Origin of the sequence: Pseudomonas parasichuanensis (assembly GCF_021601385.1) — a bacterium.
Taxonomy (GTDB): Bacteria; Pseudomonadota; Gammaproteobacteria; order Pseudomonadales; family Pseudomonadaceae; genus Aquipseudomonas; species Aquipseudomonas parasichuanensis.
In genome coordinates this window covers 12395-39355 of the sequence record NZ_BQHO01000010.1, presented here as the reverse complement: position 1 = coordinate 39355, position 26961 = coordinate 12395, and the positions used below count along the sequence as shown (strand labels likewise).

Below are 26961 nucleotides of genomic sequence, written 5' to 3'. Positions count from 1 at the left end.
CTTGCGGGGGCTATCGTTGCCTGGCTGGGCAACGACTATCAACCGAGGGCGGTGCCATGAACACCAGTGATCTGCTCGAACAGTTACTCCGGGCCGGACAACGCTCGCAAGCGCAACAAGGGAGCGGCGGCACTTCATCGCAAGACAGCCTGGGCAGCTTGGGTGGCTTGCTTGGCGGCCTGCTTGGCGGCGGCAGTACGTCGGCTGGCGGTGGCGGCCTTGGTGGTTTGCTCGGTGGCCTGTTGGGCGGTGGCGGCAGCGCTGGCCAGGCGCGCTCCGCGGGTGGCCCAAATTACGCGGCCCTGGCATCGTTGGGCATGATGGCGTTCCAGGCCTATCAAAGCTGGCAGCGCAGCCAGGCGGCAGCCCCGCAACAGGCGCTGCGTACGGTCGATCAATTGGCCGGCCCCGAGGCCGAGGATCACAGCCATGCCATCCTGCGCGCGCTGATTGCGGCCGCCAAGGCGGACGGCCGCATCGACGAACACGAAGAACAGTTGATCTACGCCGAAATCAAACGCCAGACCAGCGACCCGCAACTGCAGCAATGGCTGGACGAGGAAGTCAGCAAGCCACTCGATGCTGCCGACGTGGCGCAGTCAGCCCGGGACCCGGCCATGGCCGCGGAAATGTACCTGGCCAGCGTGATGCTGGTGGATGACCAGCAGGACGCCGAGCGTGCCTACCTTGACGAGCTGGCCAGTGCACTGCAACTCGATCCGACCTTGCAGCTGCACCTGGAACAGCAGGCCAAGGGAGGCGCCTGACCCGGCGGTGATGCCTGCGCGCTTCATTAGTCTGAAGCCGCGCAGGCAAGCACCCACCGCAGCGGTCACCCACTTACAACGCCTTCATTTCTGCGATGTCACGCACCACCTGGTCGGCAGAATGATCGAACATCGCCTGCTCCTGTGCATCCAGGGGCAGCTCGATCACGCGCTCAATCCCTGCTCCTGCCAGCACACAGGGCACCCCCATCGCGATATCCTTTCGCCCGTACTCGCCGTCGAGGATCGCCACCGTCGGCAAAATCCGGTTTCGCCCGTTGGCGATGGCATCGACCATCTGCGCAATGGCCACGCCGGGGGCATCGCAGGCGCTGCCGAGTTTCTTCAGGCCCAGAATCTCACCGCCCCCCTGGCGCGTGCGCTGCACGATCCGCTCGATCTGCTCAGCGGACAGGAACTGGGACAACGGCACCGAACCGACCGCACAGTAGCGCATCAGCGGCACCATGCTGTCGCCATGCCCGCCCAGCACCAACGCTGTAATGTCGCGAGCGGAAAACCCGGTTTCCTCGGCGATGAAACACTTCATGCGCGCGGTATCCAGCACCCCGGCCTGGCCGAACACTTTGTCGCGCCCCAGGCCACTCTTGGACCAGGCCCGATAGGTCAGCACGTCCACCGGGTTCGACACCACCAGCAGCGTCGCCGCCGGAGCATGCTGCCTGATATCCCGCAGGATGCTGTCGAGAATCGGCAGGTTGATGCTCAACACATCCTGACGCGATTGCCCTGGCTTGCGCGGCACGCCTGCGGTAATCACCACCAGCTCGGAGCCCTGGAGCATTTCGGCATTGCACCCACCAAGGACCCGGGTATCGGACCCTGACTCGATGGCCGCCTGCCAGACGTCCAGCGCCTTGCCCTGCGCCAGCTCGCCCTGCACATCGATCAACATCAACTCGCGGCACAACTCTTCCCGGGCGATGACCTGAGCCGCCGCCTCGCCCACCATGCCGGCACCTACAATCGAAAGCTTGTTCATCTACCACCTCCCGCGGCGCGTGAAACCCGCAACGCGCCCGCCTGTACAGGGAAGTATTGACCCCAGGCGCCAAAGGGCCACTCGAAGGGGGGATGAAAGGCGCTCTATTGGCCCACCTGGGCCTCGAAGGGCAGCTGACGACGCGTAGCCGCCAGTGAAAGAAGACTGGTGTGGGAGTGGGTTTAGCCGCGAAGCAGGCGCCGCGGTGTATGGCACCGGCTATGCCTTCGACCCATGGCAAACACTTGCCAGGGCCAACTGACGATCAACATCCCCTGCTGCATGACGATTTGAATCTGCTAACTTGAACGACCAGTCCCAGGGCAGCAGTCCCAATCATTTTTGTCATTTGCCAGGACTTGATACAGGGTCCATACCCATGACATCTCTGCCAAAGGAGTCACCGCATGTCGAAGCTGTATCCCAGTATTGATCCCGAGGGGCTGGTCGAGTATTCGGTGGTCTACACCGACCGCTCGCTCAATCACATGTCGCAGGCCTTTCAAGGCGTGATGAAGAACATCTCCAAGACCCTGAAACAGGTCTACAACGCCCAGGCGGTTGCGGTAGTGCCGGGCAGCGGTACATTCGGCATGGAATCGGTAGCGCGACAGTTTGCCACCGGCCAGCAATGCCTGGTGATCCGCAATGGCTGGTTCAGTTACCGCTGGAGCCAGATCCTCGAGGCGGGCAATATTCCGGCGGCCACCACGGTACTCAAAGCCCGACCGGTCGACACGGGTCGCCAGGCAGCCTACGCACCCCCGCCTCTGCAGGAAGTGCTGGCGGCCATTGAGGCGCACAAGCCGCAGATAGTCTTCGCCCCCCACGTTGAAACCTCATCCGGGATTATCCTGCCCGACGATTACCTGCGCGCCGTCGGCGACGCCGTGCATGCGGTAGGCGGCCTGTTCGTGCTGGACTGCATTGCCTCGGGCACGCTTTGGGTTGATATGCACAAGTGCGCAGTCGACCTGCTGATCAGCGCGCCGCAGAAAGGCTGGAGCGCCTCCCCGTGCTGCGCCTTGGTGATGCTCAGTGCCTTGGCCCTCGAGCGCATTGAGCACACGCAAAGCAGCAGCTTTGCCTGCGACCTGAAAAAGTGGCTGCAGATCATGCAGGCCTACGAACAGGGCGGGCATGCCTACCATGCGACCATGCCCAGCGATTCTCTGGCGCGCTTCAATGACGTGATGAACGAGATGCAGGCTTACGGCTTCGACAAACTGCGCGACGAACAGTGGGATCTGGGTGATCGGGTGCGCGCCATGTTGACCGGCAAGGGCATCAAAAGCGTGGCCGCAGCCGGGTTTCAGGCCCCTGGCGTGGTGGTGAGCTACACCGATGATGCCAACATCAAGAACGGTAAGAAATTTGCCGAGCACGGCCTGCAGATAGCCGCCGGCGTGCCGTTGCAATGTGACGAACCGGCCGACTTCCAGACCTTCCGTATCGGCCTGTTCGGGCTCGAAAAACTGCACAATATCGAGCGCACGGTCAGCACCCTGGAGCAGGTGCTGGGCGAAGTGATGGTGAACTAGGCCTTGTACGAAAAGTGCCTGCGCGACGATTCTGCTTTGCATCCATTGCAGCCCGCGCTCGGCACCTGGCTGCCAGAACACCTATCAGCACACATTTGTTTTCAAGCAGTGCATCCACAACGGCACCTGGCGGGTAGTAGTCATTGGGCGGCCACTGGCTGCCCAGCCTAATGTCCTGTCAGGAGCATTGCCGATGAACATCAAATCCTCCGCCTGCCTGCTTGCCTGCAGCCTCGCCCTGGCGCTGCAGCCCGCCCACGCCCAGTCTGCGTTGCCGGATGCCGTCAAGGTCCCGGACGGCCACAGCGTCATGCTCGAAACCGTCGGGGTGGGCGAGATCACCTACGAATGCCGCGACAAGGCCAACAGCCCCGGCCAGACCGAATGGACCTTCGTCGGCCCCAAGGCAGTGCTCAATGACCGCGCGGGCAAACAAGTGGGCGACTACTTCGGCCCACCCGCCACCTGGCAGGCCAAGGATGGCTCGAAAGTCACCGGCACCCAGCTGGCGGTGGCGCCTGCAGACAAAGGCGCCCTGCCCTACCAGCTGGTCAAGGCCAACCCGGCCGAAGGCAAAGGCGCCATGCAGGGGGTCAGCTATATCCAGCGCCTGGCCACCCGCGGTGGCGTGGCGCCGGCCAGCGACTGCACCGCGCAGAACAAAGGGGCCAAGCAGGTGGTTCAGTATCAGGCCGATTATGTGTTCTGGACGGCCAAGTGACGGACGCTTGAGCAGACACCCTGCCATCGATCATCTACGCTCGTTGGCAAGCCCCGGCCGGATGGCCGGGGTACCTTGCCTGCCCCAAGGAAGCCGCACACGTTGAACTCCCCCGTCGCCCCCTTCGACTTCCACCGCTGCCTGCTGGCCTGTGCCCAGGGCGACCGTCAGGCCTTGCAGGCGCTCTACGATCACGAAGGCGCACGTTTGCTCGGGGTTGCCCGGCGCATCGCGCGCGACGACGCAACCGCCGAAGACATCGTCCACGATGCAATCATTCGTATCTGGACCCGCTCCGCCAGCTTCGACCCCGCGCGCGGCTCGGCCCGTGGCTGGATCTACAGCATCACCCGCCACCTGGCGTTGAACGCGATCCGCGATACCCGCCGTGAAAGCCTGCTGGATGAGGCCGGCATCGAGGCGGCAGCCACACTGCACGGGGGGCTCGATGACATTGACCAGTGGTCAGGCTCGGCGAAGATCTACCGTTGCCTCGAACAACTGCAACCCGCACCGCAGCGCTGCATCCTGCATGCCTATGTGGACGGCTGCAGCCACGCCGAGATCGCCGGCCTGCTGGGTGCGCCACTGGGCACCGTCAAGGCCTGGATCAAGCGCAGCCTCAAGGCGTTGCGGGAGTGCCTGGAATGAAGCCGGATTCTGCCGAAGAGCTGGACAGCCTTGCCGGGGAGTATGTGCTTGGGACCTTGTCGCCGGAGCTTCACGCCGCGATGGCCGAGCGCCTGAACACCGACCCTTCCCTGCGCGCCGCCGTGGACGCCTGGGAAGCACGCTTGCTGGAGCTGACCGCGCTCGCGCCTGCGCAGCCACCGAGTGCCCGCCTGTGGGGCCGTATCCAGCGCAGCCTTGATGAGCTGGCCGCGCCGCCCATAAACGCGCAACTGCGTTGGTGGCAGCGTCTCGGCCTGTGGCAAGGGCTGAGCGTCGCAGGGCTTGCTGCATGCTTGTTACTGGCATTTACCTTGCTGACGGCGCCCCCGCCCACAACCACTTACCTGGTGGTACTGGTGGCGCCGAGCAGCCAGGCGCCTGGCTGGGTGGTGCAGGCCAGCGACAGCCGCATGATCGAGCTGATCCCGCTTGGCCAGGATGCGGTTCCTGAAGGCATGGCGCTGCAGTTCTGGACCAAGGGCGAGCAGTGGCGCGCACCGGTTTCACTGGGCCTGGTCAAGCCGGGCGAATCTTACCGCGTGCCGCTGCAGAGCCTGCCACCGCTGGAAGCCAACCAGCTGTTCGAGCTGACACTGGAGAAAGCCGGCGGCTCGCCTACCGGGCTGCCGACCGGGCCGGTGAAGTTCATTGGGCGGGCGGTGAAAGTCATTTAAACGGGGGGAATGCGCTGTCCGCCTTGTTGGCATGACGCGGTAGCGAGGTGGACATTGCTGACCCCTTACCGGACTTGAGACATGCACCAAGGCAGGCGCCGCCTCTGTCACAGGATTGCCGCAGCCGAAACAGACTGTGGGAGCTGCGGTTCGCCGCTGCGACTTGCCAGCGATGCGCCGCGCGGGCGGCGCTCGATCTTGAGGGCGCTGCAAGGCTTTGGCCTGGCACTTGGTGGCCTAGATGCGATCCCAAGGCAGGCACTTGGCCGCCACACCGTGGGCCATGGTAAATCAGGATTGGGTGGAGGCCACAAGGTGCAGGTCGGAAGATGGGATGAGGGCGACCCGATATTCGCCGATGTTTTTGCAGCGCCTATCAGATCGAGCGCCGCCCGCGCGGCGCATCGCCGGCAAGCCGGCTCCCACACCTGTTTCGGGCCAGTCACTCCTGTGCTTTCACCGCTGTCCGCCTTGGTGGCATGACGCGGTATCACAGTGGGCGTTGCCGGCCCCTCACTGGACTCAGGACATGCACCAGGGCAGACGCCCGCCTCACACTCCCTGCCGGCGCATGGCCAAAATCGCCGCGCCAAAACCAATGAAGGTCGTCCCCACCACCCGGCTCACCCAGCGCGACAGCGCCGGCCGGGTCAGCACGCCTTTGGCCCGGGCGGCGAGCGCGGCGTACAGGCTCAGCGACGTCAGCGACAACGCCATGAAGATCGTGGTGAGGATCAGGAACTGCGGCAGCAACGCGGCGCCCTGGTCGATGAACTGCGGGAACAAGGCAGTGAAGAACATCGTCGCCTTGGGATTGGTCACCGCCGTGAGGAAGGCCGACTTGTACAGCTTCCAGGGCGTGGGGCTGGCCTTCTTTGCCCCCTCCTCGATGCCTTCCACCAACATCGCGCTTTTCTTCAACAGCTGTTTGGCTCCCAGGTAGAACAGGTAGCCGGCACCGAGGATCTTCACCGCGTTGAACAGCCACTCGGAGCTGGCCAGCAAGGCCCCCAGGCCCAGCATCGCCGCCGCCGACAGGCAGAACAGGCCGCTGGCGTTGCCCACCGACGACCACACCGCGCTGCGTTGCCCATGGGCCAGGCTGTTATTGATCGCCATCAGCGTCGCGGGGCCAGGGCTGGCAATGGCGATCGCGGCGACCAGGGTGAAGGCAAGAATCGAGTGGGCTTCCATTTTCAAGGACTCTGCGGGGGTGGAAGCAGCAGCTTACAGAAGCTTTCGCGCAAACGCTCGGGGCCCGTGCTAGAGCGTGCCAAGCCGTGTGTGCTCCAGTTGCGTCTCAAACCACTGCAGCACCGCCTTGCAGGCCGGGTGCGCCACCCCGCTGTCGCGCAGCCACAGGGCATAGACACCGCCGGTGCGTAGCGGCTCGCCGAACGGCACGATCAGGTCGCCCCGGGCCAGGGCATCGTGCGCGAGCATCCGGTCGCTCATGGCCACGCCAAGGCCACGGGCTGCAGCATCCAGGGCCAGGTCATCGAGGTTGAACATCAGGTGCTGATAGGCCCGTTCGGGCTGGCCCTGATGCGCCTGCAGCCACAGGTTCCACTCGTGGCGCGCGGTCGAGCCGTGAATCAGTGCGTGCCCCGCCAATGCCTCCAGCGAACCGGGCGGTGGCTGGCCGTCACCGAGCACAGGCGCGCAGACCGGCAGCAGGTACTCGTCGAACAACAGCGTCAACGGGCGCTCGTCGAGCCCCTCGCGCAGGTACAGCACATAGGCATCGCAATCACCGCTGGTGTCCACCACCTCGCCGCTGACGGTCTCGATGGACAAGCTCAGCGCCGGGTTGAGTGCATAGAAACTGCTCAGGCGCGGCAGCAGCCAGCGCACCGCCAGCGAGACGAAAATACGAATGCGAAACGGCCGGTCCATCGGCGGCGGTGACAGGCGCTGTGCCAGGGCTCGCAGCGCGGCCATCGACTCGCTCGCCACCGCATACACATCGCGCCCCTGGTCGGTAAGCGCCACCTTGCGGCTGGTGCGCTCGAACAGCGCCACGCCGTAGTGCTCCTCCAGCTGCTGGATCTGCCGGCTGATCGCGCTCTGGGTCAGGTGCAACTGCCGGGCGGCCTCGGTAAAGCTGCTGCAGTCCGCCACCTGGATCAGCGCCTGAAGCGCTTGCAGCGAGGGGACGCGAAAAATTCTATCCATGCGTTTTGAGAATGGCTGAATGAAATATTAGCGTTAGAAACACACCCGTAGCCCTCGTAGATTAGGCCCAACAGGCGCACCCAGGTACTACACCGATAAACCGTGCGCATTGATTGTGGAGGAGCTGATGGCAATCGACAACCGCTGTGGATGGATCGCACTGGCCGGTGAATCCGCCGCGCGTCCACGCCTGAACGGCAACCACACCGCCGACTGGCTGATCATCGGTGGCGGCATCACCGGCCTGGCGGCGGCGCATACCCTGGCCGCCCGATTCCCCGGGCAACGTGTCGTGCTGCTCGATCGGCAACGGGTGGCCCAGGGCGCTTCGGCGCGCAACTCGGGCTTCGCCGTCAGCCATGAGAAGCCTGGGTACAACGAGCTGCTGGGTAACCCAGGCTTCGCCGATTTCGCCGTGGCCTCGCGCATCGGTGTGGCGGCAGGCCAGGAAGTACGCCTGCGCATCAAAGAACTGGGCCTCGCCTGCGAATACGACGACACCGGCTACCACTTCGCGGTAAGCCAACCGGCGCACCTGCAACAGGTCGATGCCATGCTCAGGACCCTCGAAGCGGTCGGGGCCAGCGCCTGCTACCTGGAAGGCGAGGCACTGCAGCAGCGCCTGGGCAGCAGCTTCTACAACCGCGCCATCCACTGCGCCGGCGGCAACGCCCTGCTGCAACCGGCCACGTATGTGCGGGGGCTGGCAGACCAGTTGCCCAAGGCCGTGCAGGTGTACGAAAACAGCGCGGTGCTCAGCCTGCGCCGCGGCGAGCACGGCTGGCAGGCCCGCACCGAGGCCGGCCAGGTCAGCGCCACCCGCGTGCTGGCGTGTGTCGGCGCCTTCCTGCCCCGCGTGGGGGTGCACCACAGCGGCACCTTCCCCCTGGAGTTGAGCGCCAGCATCACCCGGCCCCTGACCGAGGAACACTGGCAACAGCGGTTCGGCGAACGGTCCTGGGGCGTGCTGTCGAGCCTGCCGGGCGGCGCCACCCTGCGCCTGCTGCCGGGCCGGCGCCTGCTGATCCGCAACACCGTCGAATACCGCTGCCGCGACCTCAGCCCGGCACAGCTGCAGGCCCGCCAGCACGAACACCTGGTCGGGCTGCAAAAGCGCTTCCCGGGGCTGAACGCCCAAGACCTCGAATACACCTGGACCGGCCACCTGAGCGGCACCCGCTCCGGCGAACCCTGTTTCGCCAGGGTCGACGAGGGGCTGTACGCGGTCGCCGGCTGCAACGGCTCGGGGGTCGCCCGCGGCACCCTGTGGGGCCGGCTGCTGGTCGAGATGGCCACGGGCGACACCTCGCCGCTGCTCACCGACGTATTGGCCCAGGCCCGCCCCGGCTACCTGCCGCCACGGCCCCTGTTCGACATCGGTGCTTCCTTGCGCATGGCCTGGGAAGTGCGCCGGGCACGCCTGGAACGTTGATAAACCCAAGCGCTTGCGCACAATCACAACAAGAGAGGGCAAGATGATCAGACCCACCTGCATGGCCATCGCATCCACCGCACTGCTGAGCCTCGCCGCCCAGGCAGCCGAGTCGGTCAATATCGCCAACTGGAGCAGCTACATCGCCGACGACACCCTGGCGGTGTTCACCCAGCGCACCGGCATCCAGACCACCTACGACCTGATCGACAGCAACGAAACCACCGAAGCCAAACTGATGACCGGCGGCAGTGGCTATGACCTGGTCAGCCCGTCAAACCACTTCCTGCCTCGGCTGATCAAGGCCGGCGCCATCCAGGAGCTGGATCGCAGCAAGCTGCCCAACTGGAACAACCTCGACCCCAAGCTGATGAAGCTGCTCGAAGCCAGCGACCCCGGCAATCGCCATGCAATCCCGTACATGTGGGTAACCACCGGCATCGGCTACAACGTCGACAAGATCAAGGCGATCTTCGGCAGCACCGACGTCACCGACTCCTGGCAGCTGCTGTTCAACCCGGAAAACATCAAGAAGCTCAGCGCCTGCGGCGTGGCCTTCCTCGACAACCCCACGCAGATCCTGCCGATCACCCTCAAGGTGCTGGGCCTGGACCCGCACAGCCAACGCCCTGAAGACTTCAAGAAAGCCGAGGCGGCGCTGCTGGCGATCCGCCCGTCGATCAGTTATTTCCACCAGTCCAAATACGTCAGCGACCTGGCCAACGGCAATATCTGCGTGGCCATCGGCTTCAGCGGTGATGTGCTGCAGGCCATGAGCAGCGCGCAACAGGCCAACAACGGTGTGCACCTGGGCTACAGCATCCCGCGTGAAGGCTCGACGGTCGCCGTCGACATGGTGGTGATCCCCAAGGCGGCGCCGCACCTGGATGCCGCCTACGCCTACCTGAACTACCTGCTCGACCCGCAGGTGATGGCGCATATCAGCAACGCGGTGAAGTACCCCAATGGCAACGCGGCCTCGTTGCCCTACGTGGACCCGGCACTGCGCGACAACCCGGCGGTGTACCCACCGCAGGCGGTGCTCGATACGCTGTTCCCGATCCAGACCCTGTCACCGGCGGGCATGCGCTTGAGCACGCGGTTGTGGACACGGATGGTCAGCGGCAAGTGAGCGCAATGGCAGGCTACTGCGGCCCTACCCGCCGCACGAACTGCTGCTCGATGACCGTCGCCCCCCACTGATCGCCGGGCGCCTCGTGGGTGAGCTCGAAGCCCAACGACTCATACAGGCGCCGCGCCGCGTCCAGCCCCTTGAATGTCCAGAGCTCGATGGCCGAGAACCGCTGCTGGTCGCAGAACGTCACGGCCTCGTGGAGCAAGCGGCGGCCCACGCCAGCACCTCGGCAGCCGTCGTCCAGGATGAACCAGCGCAGGTGGGCGGCGTTGTCGCCATGGCCCTGCCCATCGATGGCCACCGAACCGACGATGCGCTCGCCTTGGCTGGCCACCCAGATACCATTGCGCGGATCGTCCAGGCGCCCGATGAACTCGGCCACGCCAGTGGCGACCTGGCGTTCGAAGTACGGCCCGAAGCCTGAGTGTCGGGCATAGAACACCGCATGCATTTCTGCCATGCGGCCGATCAGGCCGGGGCGGTAACCGCAACTGATCTGGATCGCGCCAGCTGGTTTTATCTCGGTGCCCAGGCGATGGGCCTGCAGCGCCTGGGCATAGGCTTGCAGCCCTTGCGCCACGCCCTGCTGTTGCGCGGTATCGAGTGCGGCAAGCGCGGTGCTGACCTGGGCCTGGCCAAAGGCATGGATCGCCTCGACCGTGCGCTGGCCCTTGGCGGTCAAGGTGAGGCGTTTGGTGCGGCCATCCGCTTCGCCAGCGGCTTCTTCGACCTCCTCGGCATCGATCAACCTGGCGACCATGCGGCTGACGCTGGACTTCTCCAGGCCCAACAGCTGCACCAACTGCGCAGCCGTCAACGCGCCACAGTTGCCCAGCTCCAGCAAGGCATGCACCGCCGAGGGCGAATGAGCAGTGCCCGCCAGGGTGTTGCCCATGAAGCCCAGCTCGCGAACCATGGTGCGTGAAGCGCTACGGATCTGCTCCACCAGTGAAGGGTCGATGTTCATCTGTCAGCCTCGCCCGCAATTAGTTGCAACATACAACCATGTACCGGAAGTGCTGTCCAGCTTGCCTGCTCGTCAACCCCCTGCGTCAGGCACAGACCTGCTGGTTGCGCCCAGCGCCCTTGGCGCCATACAGCGCCTGGTCAGCCGCATCGAGCAAAGCCTGGCCGCCTTGCAGTTGCGCCCCCGGCACCGAGGCAATGCCGATGCTCACGGTAACCTGCCCAAAGGGGCTGGTGCGGTGCACCATGTTTCGCTGGCTCAACCGCTCCAGCACATGCCGCGCCACCGCCTCCGCTCCATCGCGCTCGGTGTTGGCCAGGATGACGGCGATTTCCTCACCGCCATAGCGCGCCACCAGGTCGCCGGCGCGCCGCACGCAAGCCTGCAGCACGTGGCTGACTTCGCGCAGGCAGGCGTCGCCGGCAACGTGCCCGTAGGTGTCGTTGTACAGCTTGAAGTAATCGATATCGATCATCAGCAACGCAAGGCTCGTGCCCTGGCGCTGGGCGCGCTGCACTTCCAGTGCCAGGGTTTCATCGAAACAGCGGCGGTTGGCAAGGCCGGTCAGGGCATCGTTCATCGCCAGGCGTTCGAGCTGCTGATTGGAGTCCAGCAACTGTTGCTGGGTGACCCGTAGCTCCCCCTCCACGGCGGTCCTGCGGCGGATATCGCGGATCAGCATCCAGCCGATGGCGCCCGTCAGGCCCAGCAGGCCGGCCACCACCAGCAGCGACACCAGCGCCTCGAGCTTCCATGCCGCCAGCACTTCGTGCTTGCCCACCGCGACCGTGGTCACCAGCCCCAGCCGCTCATTCTTGCGAAAGGCATATACCCGCTCGACACCGTCGAGGCTTGAAGTGAACGACGCGGTCCCCACGGACTGGTCCACCAGGTACTTGGTATAGATCGGCGACTTGGAGAAGTTGCGCCCCATGTCCTGCTCACGGAAGGGATAGCGCACCAGCATCGAGCCGTCGGTATAGGACAGGCCAATCGCGCCCTCCTGCCCGACATCGATCTGGCCGAAGAGCCGCAGGAAGTTCTCGACCCCCAGCGTCACGGCCACCACCCCGGCGAACGTGCCATCGGCGTCATTGAAACGGCGGCTGATGGTGATCACCCACTCCTGGTTGGAGCGGCTGCGAATCGGCAGGCCGATGAACGGCTCGCGGGAAGCGTCGTTGCGGTGATGGATGAAGTAAGCCCGGTCACTGCTGTTGGCACCTGACGGGATCGGCTGGTAGGACGACATCAACCAGCGGCCTTGATTGTCGTAGATGGTGACACCGCTGAGCTGTGGCATCAGCGGCTGCTGACGGCTCACCAGGGTTCTCAACCGCTCGATCTGCGCCGGGCCGCTGCCTTCTGTCTCCAGGCGCTCCACCAGGCCAAGCAGCAGCAGCGAGCTCTGGCGCACGATGCCTTCGGAATAGGTCGAGAGGGCCTGGGTCAGGTTCAGGCCGTGGACGTTCACCTCTTCCAGCGCACGCTCCCGGGAAGCCATGACTTTCCACAGGGTCAGCGATGCCAGCGAACAACCAATAACCAGTAGCAAGAGCACAACGAGGTGGATGTCACGCTTCACGTCAGTACCTGATGGAGATTCCGGATTCTCAAGCTGGCTGCCATTGGGCAGAAGGCGCATTCCTGGCCGTGGGCAAGGATACAAGGAGTCGAGTAATGGTGCAGTAACCACAGACACTGCAAGGGGAAAACGTTTGCTGGTCGCGACGCATTTTGCCGCAGTGTCGGCGCTTGGCAGGCGACGACACGCGGCGCTACGCACTCAGGTGTTCATCGCTGCCACACCTGCCCCGCCTCACTCACCACCCAGGGCGCCTGGCCGGCAGCGATCCGCACCCCACCCACCCAGCGCTCGGCCGGCTGTTGGTCGAGCCAGTTGGCCTGCCTGCCCAGTACCTGCTCGCCCAAGGCGGTAAGCCGTAACGAACGTTGTTGCCAGCTGTCGCCCTCGCCTTCTAGCAACAACGGCCGTGGGCTGTCGATCAACGGGCGCAGCAGCACGGCGAACATCATGTCACCCAGGTACGGCAGCGGCTCCTCGTGCGCCATCAGCTCGGCGAACACCCGCGCCGCCGGCTGCTCGCCCAGGCGCGCGAGGATGCGCAGGGTCAGGCGCTCGGTCAGGCTCAGGCCATCCTCGGCGCCGGGCAGTTCCTGCAGCTGGCGCGCCAGCGCACCCTGCAACAACGGCAGGGCCGCATGCGGGCGGCTGGCAAGCTGCGCCCAGGCACGCGGGTCCGCTGCGGTGTAGGCGGCCCAGGCCTGGCGCGCCAGGGCCAGGGCATCGTCGCCAAGGGCGCGGCGTTGCGGCCACAGCCAGGCCAGTACATCAGGGGCCAGTTGGCCGATGCCGATGAAACGCTGCACACCGGGCACCTGGCAGGTCTCGATCAGTTCCAGCCGGCGCGGTAGACACGGCAGGCTGGCCAGTACGCGGATCAGGAACAACTGGTCGTAGGCGTCCGCCTCGCACCAGAGCACCAGTTCGCTGTCGCTGTTCAGCTGCGCCAATGCTGCGCGCTGCCTGGCCTGGCGCTGCTCGATGTCGTGCACCGGGAGCTTGAATGCCTGCAGTACATACTCGGTACGTACCTGCCAGTACGCAGCCTCCGGCAACGCCGGCACCGGCCCCATGACCATGGGGTCGTCGAACATGTGAAAGGCACCGGTAAGCCCGGCAATGCGCAGGCTGTGCTCGATATCGTTGCCGCAGCGCCAATGCTGCACCTGCGCCTCGCCATCGGTGGCAAAGCCGGGGTGGCGTGCGGCGAACTCGACGGCATCGGCATGGGCCTTGAGCTTTGGCCAACTGGGGAAACCGGCTTCGCGGGCCACCAGCCACTGGGTGTCGGCCAGCCGGTAATCAGGCCTGGGCAGGCCGAGGGCGCGCAGTTGGGCGCGGGTTTCGTCGTCCAGGGTTTTCAGCAGGCGCTTGGCGCGCTTGCGCAAGGCGGGCAGGTCGATCAGGCCGTGATGGCGGGATGCATGAATGGCGGGCATGCCAACTCCTTGTGGGGCTCGGTCCGCCGACAAGCCGGGAGCTGGGATGTAATGAAAGCGTGCAGTGCCTGGGCAACCCCTTCGCGCGGACCGCGGGCGCAGCGAACGCCTGGGGCGAGACTGTAGCGCCTGGCTGCGCTTGACGCAATCGATGTGCTCCGACGCCTCTGGCCTGCGTCTATCAGGACTTCCCGCAAGCGCTGCCCTTTCGCCCCAGGTCCCCCGATGCAAGCACTTCTGCAAGAGATCCTCGACCACGTCCGCCCCCTGCTCGAGCAAGGCCAGGTGGCGCAATACATTCCCGCCCTCGCCCAGGTCGAACCACGCCAGTTGGGCATTGCCGTGCAGAGCCTCGACGGCCAGTTGCACTGCGCGGGTGACGCGCAAACGCCGTTCTCGATCCAGAGCATCTCCAAGGTGTTCAGCCTGGTCCAGGCCATCAACCACAGCGGCGAAGGCATCTGGTCGCGCCTCGGCTACGAGCCGTCGGGGCAGGCGTTCAACTCGCTGGTGCAGCTGGAGGTGGAAAAGGGCCGCCCGCGCAACCCGTTCATCAACGCCGGCGCCCTGGTGATCTGCGACATCAACCAGTCACGCTACGCCACCCCGACCCTGTCGATGCGCGACTTCGTCCGCCGCCTGGCCGCCAACCCGAAGATCGTCAGCGACAGCGTGGTGGCCGAGTCGGAGTACCAGCACCGCGCGCGCAACGCGGCCATGGCCTACCTGATGCAGGCCTTCGGCAACTTCCACAACGATGTCGACGCGGTGCTGCGCAGCTATTTCCACCACTGCGCGCTGTCGATGAGCTGCGCCGACGTGGCCCGTGGCTTCGCCTTCCTGGCCAACAACGGTTACTGCCCCAACAGCGGCGAGCAGGTGCTGAGCGCGCGCCAGGCGCAGCAGGTGAACGCGATCATGGCCACCAGCGGGCTGTATGACGAGGCCGGCAACTTTGCCTACCGGGTGGGCTTGCCCGGCAAGAGCGGCGTGGGCGGCGGCATCGTCGCGGTGGTACCGGGGCGCTACAGCATCTGCGTGTGGTCGCCGGCGCTCAATGCCGCGGGCAATTCGCTGGCGGGGTTGCGGGCGCTGGAGTTGTTGAGCGAGCGGATTACCGGGTCGGTGTTTTCGGCGGTTCCCTGAGCAGCTTGGGCTGCCGACCTGAAAGAGTGCAACTCGGTGCAAATCACCGCTGGGCACAACAGTGGAACCGTCGCTGTGTTGTCATTACACCCTCAGGATTATCCAAAAACATTGTAGTCATGGTACTTATTGAGGCGAGTACGCATGCCGTCACGATCAAGGAATTCGCATGAAATTCAATAAAAATTCTGCGCACGGAAAGGCTGGAGAACATTTTTTCGCCTATTGGATTGCCCGCCATTTCAAGTGGCCCTGCAGGCTGCTCGACATCGATGTCGGCATTGATGCACAAATAGAAATATTCGATGACGAGCAGCATTCGACCGGCGACTTCCTGGGAGTCCAGATCAAGACGACAGAAGATGACAAGCCCAACGTACCCGTTGACCTGAAAAATCTCGAGTACTGGTCCACTATCGAGGACACTGTGCTGCTGGTGTCTATCTGCCTGGGCACAGACACCCCCGTTCTCTACTGGAAAGTCATCAATGATGCGGCCATCGAAACCTATATAGCGGCTGCGAGACAAAACGACAGTAAGACCACTACCATCACATTCGACACGTCAAACGTATTGACCGAACCCTGCAAGAGCGCTATTCGCCAGCTCCCCTATAGAGGGAAAATAGCCACCTTGAACACTATGATCGACGCGCTTATAGAGATCACCACAAGGGTCAACAAAATCTTCCCTGTCAATAATCCTTGGCTTTTCTCGATTACCGAGACAGAAAACTTCGACTTGCTCTCCATTGATTTTCACCTGCGCGACTTCGATCGTGCCTGCAAAAAATGGGACGATATTGAAGATATTCTGAGCGTGCTGCCGAAGATTGAAAAGCATGCTCCCAATCTCAAAGAGGCCAGAAACGAACTCAACGCGGCGACACTCAACATGGCAGTATTCATCGCCGATCTTCATAGTGTCGAAGTCGGCTTCCACACCGAGAGACGCCAAGCCTGGGTACACAGCGGGACGCATAGCGTATTGATCAAGCTGTTCGACGAACATTATCCAAACTGGTAGGTGGATGACAGTGTTAGCCCCTCCAAGGCCCTGTAACGGCTGGGTGTCGCGTGAAGCTGACCGTATGAGGGCGCGCGGCCTTCAGCTTGCCGCCTTCAAGCGACATGCCCGACTCAACTATCTCAGGTAGTGCCGGCCAACCGAACATTTGACCCCGTTGCCGAGCCGATTCAACTCGGCAACGACCTGCACACCTCCCTTCATCTCCCCTCGGTGGCTGAATCCCAGCGCAAAATATGGGTGTCACTAGCAAGGGCCATTAAGCCATCATTCGCTAAACAACGACCCTCAAGGAGTTTCACATCATGAATGGACACATGCCCAGCGGACTGCTCCACGCCGCGTCAGACTCCACACGCCACCTCAAGCCACCCAGCACATGGCAGGAGTTCCAGTCATTCTGTGCGGACGCGTTCCCTCTTGTGCAGGAAAAATTCAGCACCGGCCGGCAACAGGGCATCAACTACTGGGCGTCGTCGGGCTACGGAAAGAACGGCGATAGACAACACGGCGTGGATATCTTCGATCACTTTTCGCCGACCACTATGCAGTGTAAGCGGGTCGAAAAGTTCGGCGTCGACGATCTGATGAAAGAGCTCAAGGCGCTGGCAGGCTACCAAAGTCCACTGTGTGCTCACTTCATTGTCACGTCGCTGGAGGAAACAACCCGGGCGGTGATCGATCACGTCGCAAATCACAACCGCTCCTTAGACATTGATGCGCAAGCCGGGCTGCCAGCGCCCTCATTGCCAATCATCCGATTACCCAAGCTGTACGTGTTGAACTGGCCAGAGATCAAGGCGATTCTTGGTACTGACTACTTCTTGGCCTTGAAATGGGGCTTTCATCCCGTCCACCCTCACTATCCCAACCTCAATCGCATCAATCTCAGCACGCTGAAAGGCGCCGCCAACTCAATGGGCAGTTCACTGCCACCAGGGGGTGGCGGTAAAAACCCCAGGGTGCTGGAAGCTATCTACATCCTGACATGGCCATTAGATGTCGACGCCATCGAAGCACTCGGCGAAAGCGACAAAATTGCATCTTCTACGATCAACGGCATGTGGGACTTCCTGACAGGTGTCATCCAAGCACGGGATATGGGACGCAAGGTCAACTCTACCCTGGCAGATTGCGAGAGCCTGGACGGAGTCAGGAGACACGAAGGGCTTAGAACGCTCGACGACATTGTCATTTTCCTTGCACGCATTGAAGCTTACAAGTACTTAAATCGCCTCGCGCAGATGGTTAAACGCTTGGTGCGCCTGCTTGATCAGGAGCATCATTTCATCTTTGGGACAAGAGATTACGAGCATGAGGGGATGCCCTACCCGGACACGGACGAAAGCATCCGATACTACAACTTCACCGACATCGATTCAGCATCACCGCCTTGGTATCTTTCAAGACAGTACGTGCAACAGAGCGCCCAATTCATCGCCCAGGAAATTCGCAAAGTTAGGGTAAATATTGCGCCACCGGACGGTCGCAGTTGACAGCGTCATATCGGGAAGGCACCTGCCTGCACGAGCATCGCCACCAGGTGCTCCGGCCACACGATCTGACTGGTGAGCCGCAGCTCCTCGGCTGACCACCAGCGATGATCGGCGATCACCTCGCACTCATTTGCCGTCCACTCGGCGTTGGACAGCACCTGTTGCGCTATCTGCACAACGAAGTAGCGCTCCACCGACAGCACTTCTTCACCGCTGGGCAGTACCAGCGGGAAGCGCCGCTCGGCGATGGACTCATCCACCGCCTCGATGACGATGCCGGTCTCTTCGCGCAGCTCGCGAATGGCCGCCGCCTCGAAGCACTCGCCCGCCTCCAAGCCACCGCCCGGCGTTGCCCAATAGTCATCGCCGGCCAATGCGCCCTGGGTGTGCACGAACCTGAACAACAGCACCCGTTGCTCCGGGTTGATGACCAGCAGCCGTGCCGATTCGCGCTCGCGCATGTGCATATCCTTTCGCGTGTGGGAACAGGCCCGGTGTTAGCGCCCAGGCCAAAAAGTGCGCCATCATACGCGAGCGCCGCTGCGGCGGTATCACTGGCCTGCAACACGGCCCCCTTCAAAAGGAATGCCCATGCTCCGCCTGGACTGGCTCGAAAACCACATGCAGCACAGCGACACCCTGGCACGCTGGCTGCACCAACAGTTCCACTACGAATTCACCGACCTGCCCCTGCCCGACTGGCAACGGCTGTTCGCCGAAGGCCAGCACAATGGCCAATGGCGCTGCCTGATCGCCCTCGACGGCGATCAATTGATGGGCAGCGCCGCGCTGGCCGCTGACGACCTGCCCGAACGCCCCGAACTCGGTCCTTGGCTGGCCTGCGTGTTCGTCACCCCGGAGGCGCGTGGCCAGGGCCTGGCCGAAAGGCTGATCGACGGCATCTGCGAGCAGGCACGTATGACCGGCGTACCGACCTTGTACCTGCATACCCACGACCAGCAGGCGTACTACGCCAAGCGCGGCTGGAAACCGCTGGAGCGCTTCGAAGCCTGGGGCGAGGAACATAGCTTGATGGCACGCGAGTTGGGGTGACGCACGCCGGCAAGGCCGCGCGGGTTCAAGCAACGGTTGGCCAGCACATCTGGCCCGTATTACCCCGCGCGGAATTATTTAGCGCGCCGGCGTATCAGATGCCTTAGACCCCCTGGCCAGCCATGGCCATACCGTCAACCGCTCTGCCACAAGGACCCCGGCCCATGAACCCGAGCAGCAACCCCGTCCAACCGATCGGCCTGAACGACATCACCATCGTCGACGATGCCAAGATGCGCAAGGCGATCACCGCCGCCGCCCTGGGCAATGCCATGGAATGGTTCGATTTCGGCGTCTATGGCTTCGTCGCCTACGCCCTGGGCAAGGTGTTCTTCCCCAATGCCAGCCCCAGCGTGCAAATGATCGCGGCGCTGGCGACCTTCTCGGTGCCGTTCCTGATCCGCCCGCTGGGCGGGCTGTTCTTCGGCGCCCTGGGCGACCGCTATGGGCGCCAGAAGGTGCTGGCCGCGACCATCGTGATCATGTCGCTGAGCACTTTCGCCATCGGCCTGATCCCCTCCTACGCCAGCATCGGCATCTGGGCGCCGATCCTGCTGTTACTGGCGAAGATGGCCCAGGGGTTCTCGGTGGGCGGTGAATACACCGGCGCATCGATCTTCGTCGCCGAATACGCCCCGGACCGCAAGCGCGGCTTCCTCGGCAGCTGGCTGGACTTCGGTTCAATTGCCGGCTTTGTGCTGGGCGCCGGGGTGGTGGTGCTGATCTCCACGGTGCTCGGTGAACAGCAGTTCCTCGACTGGGGCTGGCGCCTGCCGTTCTTCCTGGCCCTGCCGCTGGGCCTGATCGGCCTGTACCTGCGCCATGCGCTGGAAGAAACGCCGGCCTTCCAGCAACACGTCGACAGCCTCGAACAAGGCGACCGCGAGGGCCTGGCCAGCGGCCCGAAAGTGTCGTTCAAGGAGGTTGCCACCCAGCACTGGCGCAGCTTGCTGACCTGCATAGGCGTGGTGATTGCCACCAACGTCACCTACTACATGCTGCTCACCTACATGCCCAGCTACCTTTCACACAACCTGCATTACAGCGAGGACCACGGGGTACTGATCATCATCGCGATCATGGTCGGCATGCTGTTCGTGCAGCCGATCATCGGCTTGCTCAGCGACAAGTGGGGGCGCAAGCCGTTCATCATCGTCGGCAGCGTCGGCCTGTTCCTGTTCGCCATCCCGGCGTTCATGCTGATCACCAGCGGCAAGCTGGCGGTGATCTTCGCGGGCCTGTTGATCCTGGCCGTGCTGCTGAATTTCTTCATCGGCGTGATGGCCTCGACCCTGCCGGCGATGTTCCCCACCCATATCCGCTACAGCGCCCTGGCCAGCGCCTTCAATATCTCGGTGCTGATCGCAGGCCTTACCCCGACCATCGCCGCCTGGCTGGTGGAGAGCACCGACAACCTGTACATGCCGGCCTATTACCTGATGGTCATCGCCCTGATCGGCCTTTTCACCGGCCTGACCATGAAGGAAACCGCCAACCGCCCGCTGCGCGGCGCAGCGCCGGCGGCGTCGGACCTGGCCGAGGCGCGCGAACTGTTGCAGGAGCATCACGACAATATCGAGCAGAAAATCGAAGACATCGACGCACAGATCGCCGAGCTTGAAGCCAAGCGCAACACCCTGGCCCAGCAGCATCCACGCATCGACTGAAGGGCGCCATGCCACTGGTAAGCCACCCCCGGCAAAGCGGCGGCGCAGCAGCTAATCTGAACATTCGATCAACGGGCGAGCGCACCTGAGGAGCTCGCCAGGCACCCTCGACTTCAGGACGATTACACATGCCCAACAGCCGACCAGAACCCCCGGCACTCCCCACTTTAGGCGGCGCGCTGCTGGACAGTGAGTTGCGCCTGCGGGCGCTGGTGACCGCGAGCAGCACCGCGATCTACCGCATGAGCCCTGACTGGCAGGTAATGTACGAACTCAGCGGCGAGGGTTTTTTGCAAGACTCCCGGCAACCCAACCCGCAGTGGCTCGAAAGCTATATCGCCCCGCAAGACCGGCCCAAGGTGCTTGCCGCCATCGCCGACGCGGTGGCCGACCGGGCCATCTTCGAACTGGAACACCGCGTGCAGCTGTCGGACGGTCGCTTTGGCTGGACCTTGTCGCGGGCCATGCCGATCTTCGACGACAACGGCGCGATCGTCGAATGGTTCGGCGCTGCGGTGGACGTGACCCAGCAGCACGAGATGATGGCCCGCCTGCGCGAGAGCGAAGCGGCGTTCAAGACCATCGCCGACACCGTGCCGCAATTGGTCTGGGTGACCGACCAGAATGGGCGCTTCGAGTTTTTCAACCAGCGCTGGCACGACTATTTCGGCGAAACCGGCCAACAAGGGGCCTTCCACTGGTACGCCGAAACCTGCGTGCACCCCGACGACATCGCCGCCGTCGAGCAGGGCTTTGCCCAGGCCCGCGCCAGCGGCCAGGTGTTCGAGAGCGAACACCGCCTGCGCCACCACGATGGCAGCTACCGCTGGTTCATGGTGCGCGCCCAGCCCTACCGCGACCCCGAGAGCGGCACCCTGCTGCGCTGGTACGGCACCGCGGTGGACGTGCACGACCGCCATGGCGCCGAGCAACAACTGCGCAGCTTCAACGAAGCGCTGGAAGTGCAGGTGCAGACGGGCTCACGCGAGCTGCAGGCGGCCGAAGCGCAGATGCGCCAGATGCAGAAGCTCGAAGCCATCGGCCAGCTCACTGGCGGTGTGGCCCACGACTTCAACAACCTGCTCACGGTGATCCGCAACGCCGCCGAGCTGATGCGCCGCAAGCCGCTGCCCGCCGAACGCCAGCAGCGTTACCTGGACGCCATCCTCGACACCACCGACCGCGCCGCCAAGCTCACCAGCCAACTGCTGGCCTTCGCCCGCCGCCAGGCACTGCACCCGGAAGTGTTCCCGGTGCTGCATCAGGTCGAACAGATCGCCGAAATGCTGCGCAGCATCGTCGGTGCGCACATGCAGGTGCTGGTGCAGGGCCCCGCGCAGCCCTGCTACATCGAGGCGGACCTGAACCAGTTCGAAACCGCCCTGGTCAACCTGGTGGTCAATGCCCGCGATGCCATGCAGGGGCAAGGCACCATCAACATCACCCTCGACATCACCGATGGCCAGGTCAACATCGCCGTGACCGACCACGGCCACGGCATCGCCGCCGCCGACCTGGAGCGGATCTTCGACCCGTTCTACACCACCAAGGAAGTCGGCAAGGGCACCGGCCTTGGGCTGTCCCAGGTGTACGGCTTCGTGCACCAGTCCGGTGGCGCGATCAGCGTGCAGAGCACGCCGGGCAAGGCCACGACCTTCAATGTGTCACTGCCGGCGGTGGCTGCCCCTGCACCCGACCTGGCAGTGCTGCCCGGCGCTAACGTAGCGCAACCCAAGGGCCGCATCCTGGTGGTCGAGGACAACCTGCAGGTGCGTGAATTCACCGCCACCCTGCTGGCTGACATGGGCTACGCCACCTGCCTGGCCCACGACAGCGTCAGCGCCCTGGCGCTGCTGGAGGCTGGCCAGCCGCGCATCGACCTGGTGCTGTCGGATGTGGTCATGCCTGGGGTCAGCGGTATCGAGCTTGCCCGCACCATCAAGCGGCGCTGGCCCGACATCCCGCTGGTGCTGACCAGCGGCTACAGCCAGCTGCTGGCAGAGGATGCGCAGCCCGGCGTGGAGGTGCTGAACAAACCGTACTCGGTCGATCAGTTGCTGCGTGCGTTCGAGGCCGCGATCAAGCCGGCCTGAACGGGCCACATGGGCCGCTCCTACAGGTTGCGTGCGAACCCTGTGGGGCTTGCCGCACTAGCGCAATCCGCTGGAATGCTTGCCTGATCCTCTGAACCTGCAGGCCCATGGATGGGCAACCCGACGCGCCAGGACTAGAGTTCGCTGAGGTTCGACAACTGTTGCCCACAGAGGCAGCGCCTCGCTGCGCCGCCCTGCCCATAACGATACGCCATCAACCGATGATCAGCACGATGAGCCATGGAGCCCACCATCATGGAACTACGAATCAACCAGAAGACCTACCAGGTTGACGCCGAAGCCGACACCCCGTTGCTGTGGGTGATCCGTGACGATCTTGGCCTGACCGGCACCAAGTACGGCTGCGGCCTGGCCCAGTGCGGCGCCTGTTCGGTGCTGGTGGACGGCAACGTGGTGCGCGCCTGCGTGACGCCGGTGGCCGGGGTGGTGGGCCGCGAGGTGACCACCATCGAGGCGATCGAAGCCGACGCCATCGGCAAGCGGGTGGTGGCGGCCTGGGTCGAGCACCAGGTGGCGCAGTGCGGTTATTGCCAGTCCGGCCAGGTGATGGCCGCCACCGCGCTGCTCAAGCACACCGCCAAACCCAGCGATGCACAGATCGACGCGGCGATGGTCAACCTGTGCCGCTGCGGCACCTACAACGCCATCCATGCCGCCGTGCATGCACTGGCCCAAGGGGAGAACGCCTGATGAGCACGCGCATCGACACCCCCGAGGACCTGCTCAAGCTGCCCGTGGGCGAAACCGTCAACCTGTCGCGCCGGCGCTTCCTCGCGGGCACCGCCGTGGGCGCCCTGGTGCTGGGCTTCGGCCTGCCGCTGGGGACGCCACGGGTACAGGCCGCGGCGGCAACTGCCCAGCGCGGCACCCAGGTGCCGGCGTTCCTGGAAATACGCCCGGACGGCACCGTCCGCCTGCTCAGCCCGTTCATGGAAGGCGGCCAGGGCACCTTCACGGCCATGGCGCAGATTGTCGGCGAAGAGCTGGACGCTGACCCGGCCAGCTTCGTGGTCGACAGCGCCCCGCCCGGCGAGGCCTACGTGGTGATGGAAAACGGCATGCGCATTACCGGTGGCAGCATGTCGGTGCGCATGAGCTACCCGACCATGCGCCGCCTCGGTGCGCTGGCCCGGGCCATGCTGATGCAGGCCGCCGCCGAGCAGTGGGGGGTGCCGGTGAGCGAACTGAGCACCGAACCGGGCAAGGTGATCCATGCGGCCTCGGGCCGTTCGCTGGCCTACGGTGAACTGGCCAGCCGCGCCATGGACCTGCCGGTGCCGGACCCAGCCGGCATCACCCTGCGCGACCCCAGCCAGTTCCGCTGGATCGGCAAGCCGGTAGCGCGCCTGGATGCCTACGACAAGTCCACCGGCAAGGCCGTCTACAGCATCGACGTCAAGCTCGACGGCATGCTCCACGCCGCCGTGCAGCATGCGCCGCGCCTGGGCATGACGGTGGGCAGCCTGCGCAACGAAGACCAGGTCAAAACCATGAAGGGCGTGCACTCGGTGCATCAGCTGCCCGGTGCGGTGGCGGTGGTCGCCGAACGCTGGTGGCACGCCAAACGTGCGGTCGAAGCCTTGCAGGTGGACTGGAAGGAGCCCGGCGCCGACAGCAAGGTGCGGCCGATGCCGGCGGACTTTTCCAGCGCCGCCTGGCTCGAACACCTGGCCAGCCAGCCCGGCACACCCCGCGACGACGAGCATGAAGGCGATGTGGCCGCCGCCCTGGCCAGTGCCAAGAGCACGCTCGAGGCCAGCTACCACAACCAGTACCTCAACCACGCCCAGCTCGAGCCACCCTCCGCCACTGCGCGGTTCAACCCCGACGGCACGCTGGAGGTGTGGCTGCCCAACCAGGCGCCGGACATGTTCCGTGACGACATCGCCAAACGCACCGGCCTGGACCCTGCGCAGGTCACCCTGCATTCACCGTTGCTGGGCGGGTTCTTCGGCCGGCATTTCCTCTACGACTCAGCCAACCCCTACCCCCAGGCCATCGCCCTGGCCAAGGCGGTCGGGCGCCCGGTGAAACTGATCTGGACCCGTGAGGAAGAATTCCTGCGCGATGTGCTGCGCCCGGTGGCTGCGGTCAAGTTCTGCGCCGGGCTGGACGCCGAAGGCTTCCCGGTGGCCATCGAGGCCGTCAGCGCCACCGAAGGCCCGACCGAAGCCCTGGCCGGCCAGCAGGGCGAAAAACTCGACCCCACCGCCCTCGAAGGGTTGTCGGGCAAGGCCTACGCCATCGCCAACAAGCGCATTGCGCAGGTCTATGTGAAAGGCCCGGCCATGCTCGGCTACTGGCGCTCGGTGGGCAATTCGCTGAACGACTTCTTCTATGAAGCCTTCCTCGATGAACTGGCCGACAAGGGCGGCCACGACCCGTTCGAGCTGCGCCTGCACCTGCTGCGCGACAACCAGCGCCTGACCCATCTGCTGCAAGCGGTGGGCGAGCTGTCCGGCGGCTGGAAACGCGGGCCGTTCACCGCCGAAGACGGCAGCAAGCGCGCCCGGGGCGTGGCCATGGCCTCGCCGTTCGGCTCGGAGGCGGCGGTGATCGCCGAGGTGTCGATCGACGGCGGCCAGGTGAAGGTGCACGACATCTGGCAGGCCATCGACCCGGGCAGCATCGTCAACCCGGCGATCATCGAGGCCCAGGTCAACGGCGCGGTGGCGCTGGGGCTGTCGCAGGCGCTGGTGGAGGAAGCGGTGTGGCTTAACGGCATGCCGAAGGCGCGCAACTACGACCTGTACCCGATCCTGCCGCCGTCGCGCATGGCCCGGGTGCATGTGCGCATCGTCGAGAGCGGCGCGAAGATGGGCGGCATTGGCGAACCGCCATTGCCGGCGGTGGCGCCTGCGGTGGCCAACGCGGTGGCACGGTTGACCGGCCAGCGCATCCGCAGCCTGCCCCTTAGCCACTACAGCTTCAGCTGACCCGACAGGACCGCCCATGAACAACCGTCGCTTCGCAACAACCGCGGGCTGGCTGGCCCTGCCGTGCCTGGTCGCGGCAGGCCTGCTGGCCTGGTACGTCACCCGCGAGCCTGCCTCGCCCTTCACAGCCGACACCCCGGTGGGCGCGGCGCTGGTCAGCCGTGGCGAATACATTGCCCGGCTCAGCGACTGCGTGGCCTGCCACAGCCTGCCCGGCCAGGCGCCGTTCGCCGGTGGGCTTGAGATGGCCACGCCCTTGGGGGCGATCCATGCCACCAACATCACCCCCGACCGCGAGCACGGCATCGGCGGCTACGGCCTGGCCGACTTCGACCGCGCCGTGCGCCACGGCGTCGCCCCGGGCGGGCGCCGGCTGTACCCGGCCATGCCCTACCCGTCCTACGCCAAGCTCAGCGATGACGACCTGCGCGCGCTGTATGCGTTCTTCATGCAGGGCGTGCAGCCGGCGAACCAGGCCAACATCCCCAGCAGCATCCCCTGGCCGTTGAACCTGCGTTGGCCGATCGCCCTGTGGAATGGCCTGTTCGCGCCGAACACGCCCTATGCACAGAAACCCGGGCAGGATGCGCTGTGGAACCGTGGCGCCTACATCGTCCAGGGCCCCGGCCACTGCGGCAGTTGCCACACTCCGCGGGGCGTGGCGTTCAACGAGAAGGCGCTGGACGAGGCTGGCGTGCCCTTTCTCGCCGGTGCCCTGCTCGACGGCTGGTACGCGCCCAGCCTGCGCCAGGACCCTAACACCGGGCTGGCCCGCTGGAGCGAGGCGCAGATCGTGCAGTTCCTCAAGACCGGGCGCAACCAGCACGCGGTGGTATACGGCTCGATGACCGAGGCGTTCAACAACTCCACGCAGTTCATGGCCGACGATGACCTGGCCGCCATTGCCCGCTACCTGAAATCGCTGCCGGGCGACCCGCAGCGCGACGGCGCGCCCTGGCAGTACCAGGCCGTGTCCGCCGCCAGCAACCTGGAGGCGCCCGGTGCGCATACCTACGTGACCCGCTGCGCCAGCTGCCATGGCCTGGATGGCCAGGGCCAGGCCGAGTGGATGCCGCCGCTGGCGGGCGCCACCTCGATGCTGGCCAGCGAAAACGCCTCGGCGATCAACATCACCCTCAACGGCTCGCAGCGCATCGTCGCCGCCGGGGTGCCGGATGCCTACCGCATGCCGGCGTTTCGCGAGCAGCTGTCGGACCGCGAGATTGCCGAGGTGTTGAGTTTTGCCCGCGGCACCTGGGGCAACCATGGCGCTGCGGTGGATGCGCAGGCGGTGGGCAAGCTGCGCGGGCACACCGACCCGGCCAGCAGCAGCCCGATCATCTTGCACATGCGCTGATGGCACGGCTGAAATGGCCTCTGTGGGAGCGGGTTTACCCGCGAAGGCGTCGGT

General features: G+C 64.6%; 23 protein-coding genes. 16 read left to right on the top strand and 7 right to left on the bottom strand.

Going from position 1 to position 26961, the window contains the following annotated elements; genetic code table 11:
- Positions 1-56: 56 nt before the first annotated feature.
- A complete protein-coding gene (locus tag L6D77_RS10540; RefSeq protein WP_232884135.1) occupies positions 57-767 on the top strand; it encodes a tellurite resistance TerB family protein in 711 nt (236 codons plus the stop codon).
- 73 nt (positions 768-840) lie between these two features.
- Here L6D77_RS10540 and L6D77_RS10535 read toward each other — a convergent pair whose 3' ends face one another.
- On the bottom strand, positions 841-1770 hold the full coding sequence (locus tag L6D77_RS10535; RefSeq protein ID WP_232884134.1) for a malate dehydrogenase: 930 nt from the start codon (positions 1768-1770) through the stop codon (positions 841-843).
- Positions 1771-2177: 407 nt separating this feature from the next.
- Between L6D77_RS10535 and L6D77_RS10530 the strand changes: the two genes are divergently transcribed.
- The 4 genes from L6D77_RS10530 to L6D77_RS10515 all read left to right on the top strand — a co-directional run bounded on the left by L6D77_RS10530 (position 2178) and on the right by L6D77_RS10515 (position 5378).
- Positions 2178-3311, top strand: coding sequence for an aminotransferase class V-fold PLP-dependent enzyme (locus tag L6D77_RS10530; protein ID WP_232884133.1), 1134 nt, complete (start codon positions 2178-2180; stop codon positions 3309-3311).
- A gap of 193 nt (positions 3312-3504) precedes the next feature.
- A complete protein-coding gene (locus tag L6D77_RS10525; RefSeq protein ID WP_232884132.1) occupies positions 3505-4032 on the top strand; it encodes a DUF3455 domain-containing protein in 528 nt (175 codons plus the stop codon).
- A gap of 102 nt (positions 4033-4134) precedes the next feature.
- Complete coding sequence (locus L6D77_RS10520; protein ID WP_232884131.1) at positions 4135-4683, top strand: sigma-70 family RNA polymerase sigma factor; 549 nt, start codon at positions 4135-4137, stop codon at positions 4681-4683.
- A complete protein-coding gene (locus L6D77_RS10515) occupies positions 4680-5378 on the top strand; it encodes an anti-sigma factor (RefSeq protein ID WP_232884130.1) in 699 nt (232 codons plus the stop codon). Before L6D77_RS10520 ends, L6D77_RS10515 begins: the two co-directional genes overlap by 4 nt.
- A gap of 552 nt (positions 5379-5930) precedes the next feature.
- Here L6D77_RS10515 and L6D77_RS10510 read toward each other — a convergent pair.
- Together L6D77_RS10510 and L6D77_RS10505 are read right to left on the bottom strand one after the other, a co-directional pair.
- The gene (locus L6D77_RS10510) at positions 5931-6572 is read right to left on the bottom strand and encodes a LysE family translocator (protein ID WP_232884129.1); all 642 of its coding nucleotides are present in this window, start codon (positions 6570-6572) and stop codon (positions 5931-5933) included.
- 69 nt (positions 6573-6641) lie between these two features.
- Complete coding sequence (locus tag L6D77_RS10505) at positions 6642-7553, bottom strand: LysR substrate-binding domain-containing protein (protein WP_232884128.1); 912 nt, start codon at positions 7551-7553, stop codon at positions 6642-6644.
- A 133-nt stretch (positions 7554-7686) separates the two neighbouring features.
- Here L6D77_RS10505 and L6D77_RS10500 point away from each other — a divergent pair, with 133 nt between their 5' ends.
- Together L6D77_RS10500 and L6D77_RS10495 are read left to right on the top strand one after the other, a co-directional pair.
- Positions 7687-8985 (top strand): NAD(P)/FAD-dependent oxidoreductase, encoded by a 1299-nt coding sequence (locus tag L6D77_RS10500; protein ID WP_232884201.1) that lies wholly within the window; start codon positions 7687-7689, stop codon positions 8983-8985.
- A gap of 43 nt (positions 8986-9028) precedes the next feature.
- On the top strand, positions 9029-10117 hold the full coding sequence (locus tag L6D77_RS10495; protein WP_232884127.1) for a polyamine ABC transporter substrate-binding protein: 1089 nt from the start codon (positions 9029-9031) through the stop codon (positions 10115-10117).
- Between the two features lie 13 nt (positions 10118-10130).
- Here the strand turns inward: L6D77_RS10495 and L6D77_RS10490 are convergent, their stop codons facing one another.
- The 3 genes from L6D77_RS10490 to L6D77_RS10480 form a co-directional block, all read right to left on the bottom strand.
- The gene (locus L6D77_RS10490) at positions 10131-11087 is read right to left on the bottom strand and encodes a bifunctional helix-turn-helix transcriptional regulator/GNAT family N-acetyltransferase (protein ID WP_232884126.1); all 957 of its coding nucleotides are present in this window, start codon (positions 11085-11087) and stop codon (positions 10131-10133) included.
- Positions 11088-11172: 85 nt separating this feature from the next.
- Positions 11173-12672, bottom strand: a complete 1500-nt coding sequence (locus tag L6D77_RS10485) for a sensor domain-containing diguanylate cyclase (protein ID WP_232884125.1) — start codon at positions 12670-12672, stop codon at positions 11173-11175.
- Positions 12673-12881: 209 nt separating this feature from the next.
- On the bottom strand, positions 12882-14111 hold the full coding sequence (locus tag L6D77_RS10480) for a DUF1835 domain-containing protein (protein WP_232884124.1): 1230 nt from the start codon (positions 14109-14111) through the stop codon (positions 12882-12884).
- Between the two features lie 225 nt (positions 14112-14336).
- On the opposite strand from L6D77_RS10480, the gene glsB reads away from it, so the two are divergent.
- The 3 genes from glsB to L6D77_RS10465 all read left to right on the top strand — a co-directional run bounded on the left by glsB (position 14337) and on the right by L6D77_RS10465 (position 17780).
- A complete protein-coding gene (gene glsB, locus L6D77_RS10475) occupies positions 14337-15257 on the top strand; it encodes a glutaminase B (RefSeq protein ID WP_232884123.1) in 921 nt (306 codons plus the stop codon).
- Positions 15258-15426: 169 nt separating this feature from the next.
- Positions 15427-16284 (top strand): DUF4365 domain-containing protein, encoded by an 858-nt coding sequence (locus L6D77_RS10470; RefSeq protein ID WP_232884122.1) that lies wholly within the window; start codon positions 15427-15429, stop codon positions 16282-16284.
- 305 nt (positions 16285-16589) lie between these two features.
- Entirely contained in the window at positions 16590-17780 is a 1191-nt protein-coding gene (locus L6D77_RS10465) for a hypothetical protein (protein ID WP_232884121.1), read from the top strand.
- 5 nt (positions 17781-17785) lie between these two features.
- Here the strand turns inward: L6D77_RS10465 and L6D77_RS10460 are convergent, their stop codons facing one another.
- Positions 17786-18241 carry an NUDIX hydrolase gene (locus L6D77_RS10460; protein WP_232884120.1) on the bottom strand — a complete coding sequence of 152 codons (456 nt, stop codon included), beginning with the start codon at positions 18239-18241 and terminating at the stop codon, positions 17786-17788.
- A 130-nt stretch (positions 18242-18371) separates the two neighbouring features.
- Here L6D77_RS10460 and L6D77_RS10455 point away from each other — a divergent pair, with 130 nt between their 5' ends.
- The 6 genes from L6D77_RS10455 to L6D77_RS10430 all read left to right on the top strand — a co-directional run bounded on the left by L6D77_RS10455 (position 18372) and on the right by L6D77_RS10430 (position 26907).
- A complete protein-coding gene (locus L6D77_RS10455) occupies positions 18372-18833 on the top strand; it encodes a GNAT family N-acetyltransferase (RefSeq protein ID WP_232884119.1) in 462 nt (153 codons plus the stop codon).
- A gap of 164 nt (positions 18834-18997) precedes the next feature.
- Complete coding sequence (gene proP / locus L6D77_RS10450) at positions 18998-20500, top strand: glycine betaine/L-proline transporter ProP (protein ID WP_232884118.1); 1503 nt, start codon at positions 18998-19000, stop codon at positions 20498-20500.
- Positions 20501-20628: 128 nt separating this feature from the next.
- Complete coding sequence (locus tag L6D77_RS10445) at positions 20629-22593, top strand: hybrid sensor histidine kinase/response regulator (protein ID WP_232884117.1); 1965 nt, start codon at positions 20629-20631, stop codon at positions 22591-22593.
- A gap of 255 nt (positions 22594-22848) precedes the next feature.
- Positions 22849-23304 (top strand): (2Fe-2S)-binding protein, encoded by a 456-nt coding sequence (locus tag L6D77_RS10440; protein WP_110993707.1) that lies wholly within the window; start codon positions 22849-22851, stop codon positions 23302-23304.
- Positions 23304-25550 carry a xanthine dehydrogenase family protein molybdopterin-binding subunit gene (locus L6D77_RS10435; RefSeq protein WP_232884116.1) on the top strand — a complete coding sequence of 749 codons (2247 nt, stop codon included), beginning with the start codon at positions 23304-23306 and terminating at the stop codon, positions 25548-25550. Before L6D77_RS10440 ends, L6D77_RS10435 begins: the two co-directional genes overlap by 1 nt.
- A 16-nt stretch (positions 25551-25566) precedes the next feature.
- Positions 25567-26907: a c-type cytochrome gene (locus tag L6D77_RS10430; protein ID WP_232884115.1), complete on the top strand. Its 1341-nt coding sequence runs from the start codon at positions 25567-25569 to the stop codon at positions 26905-26907.
- Positions 26908-26961 lie beyond the last annotated feature (54 nt).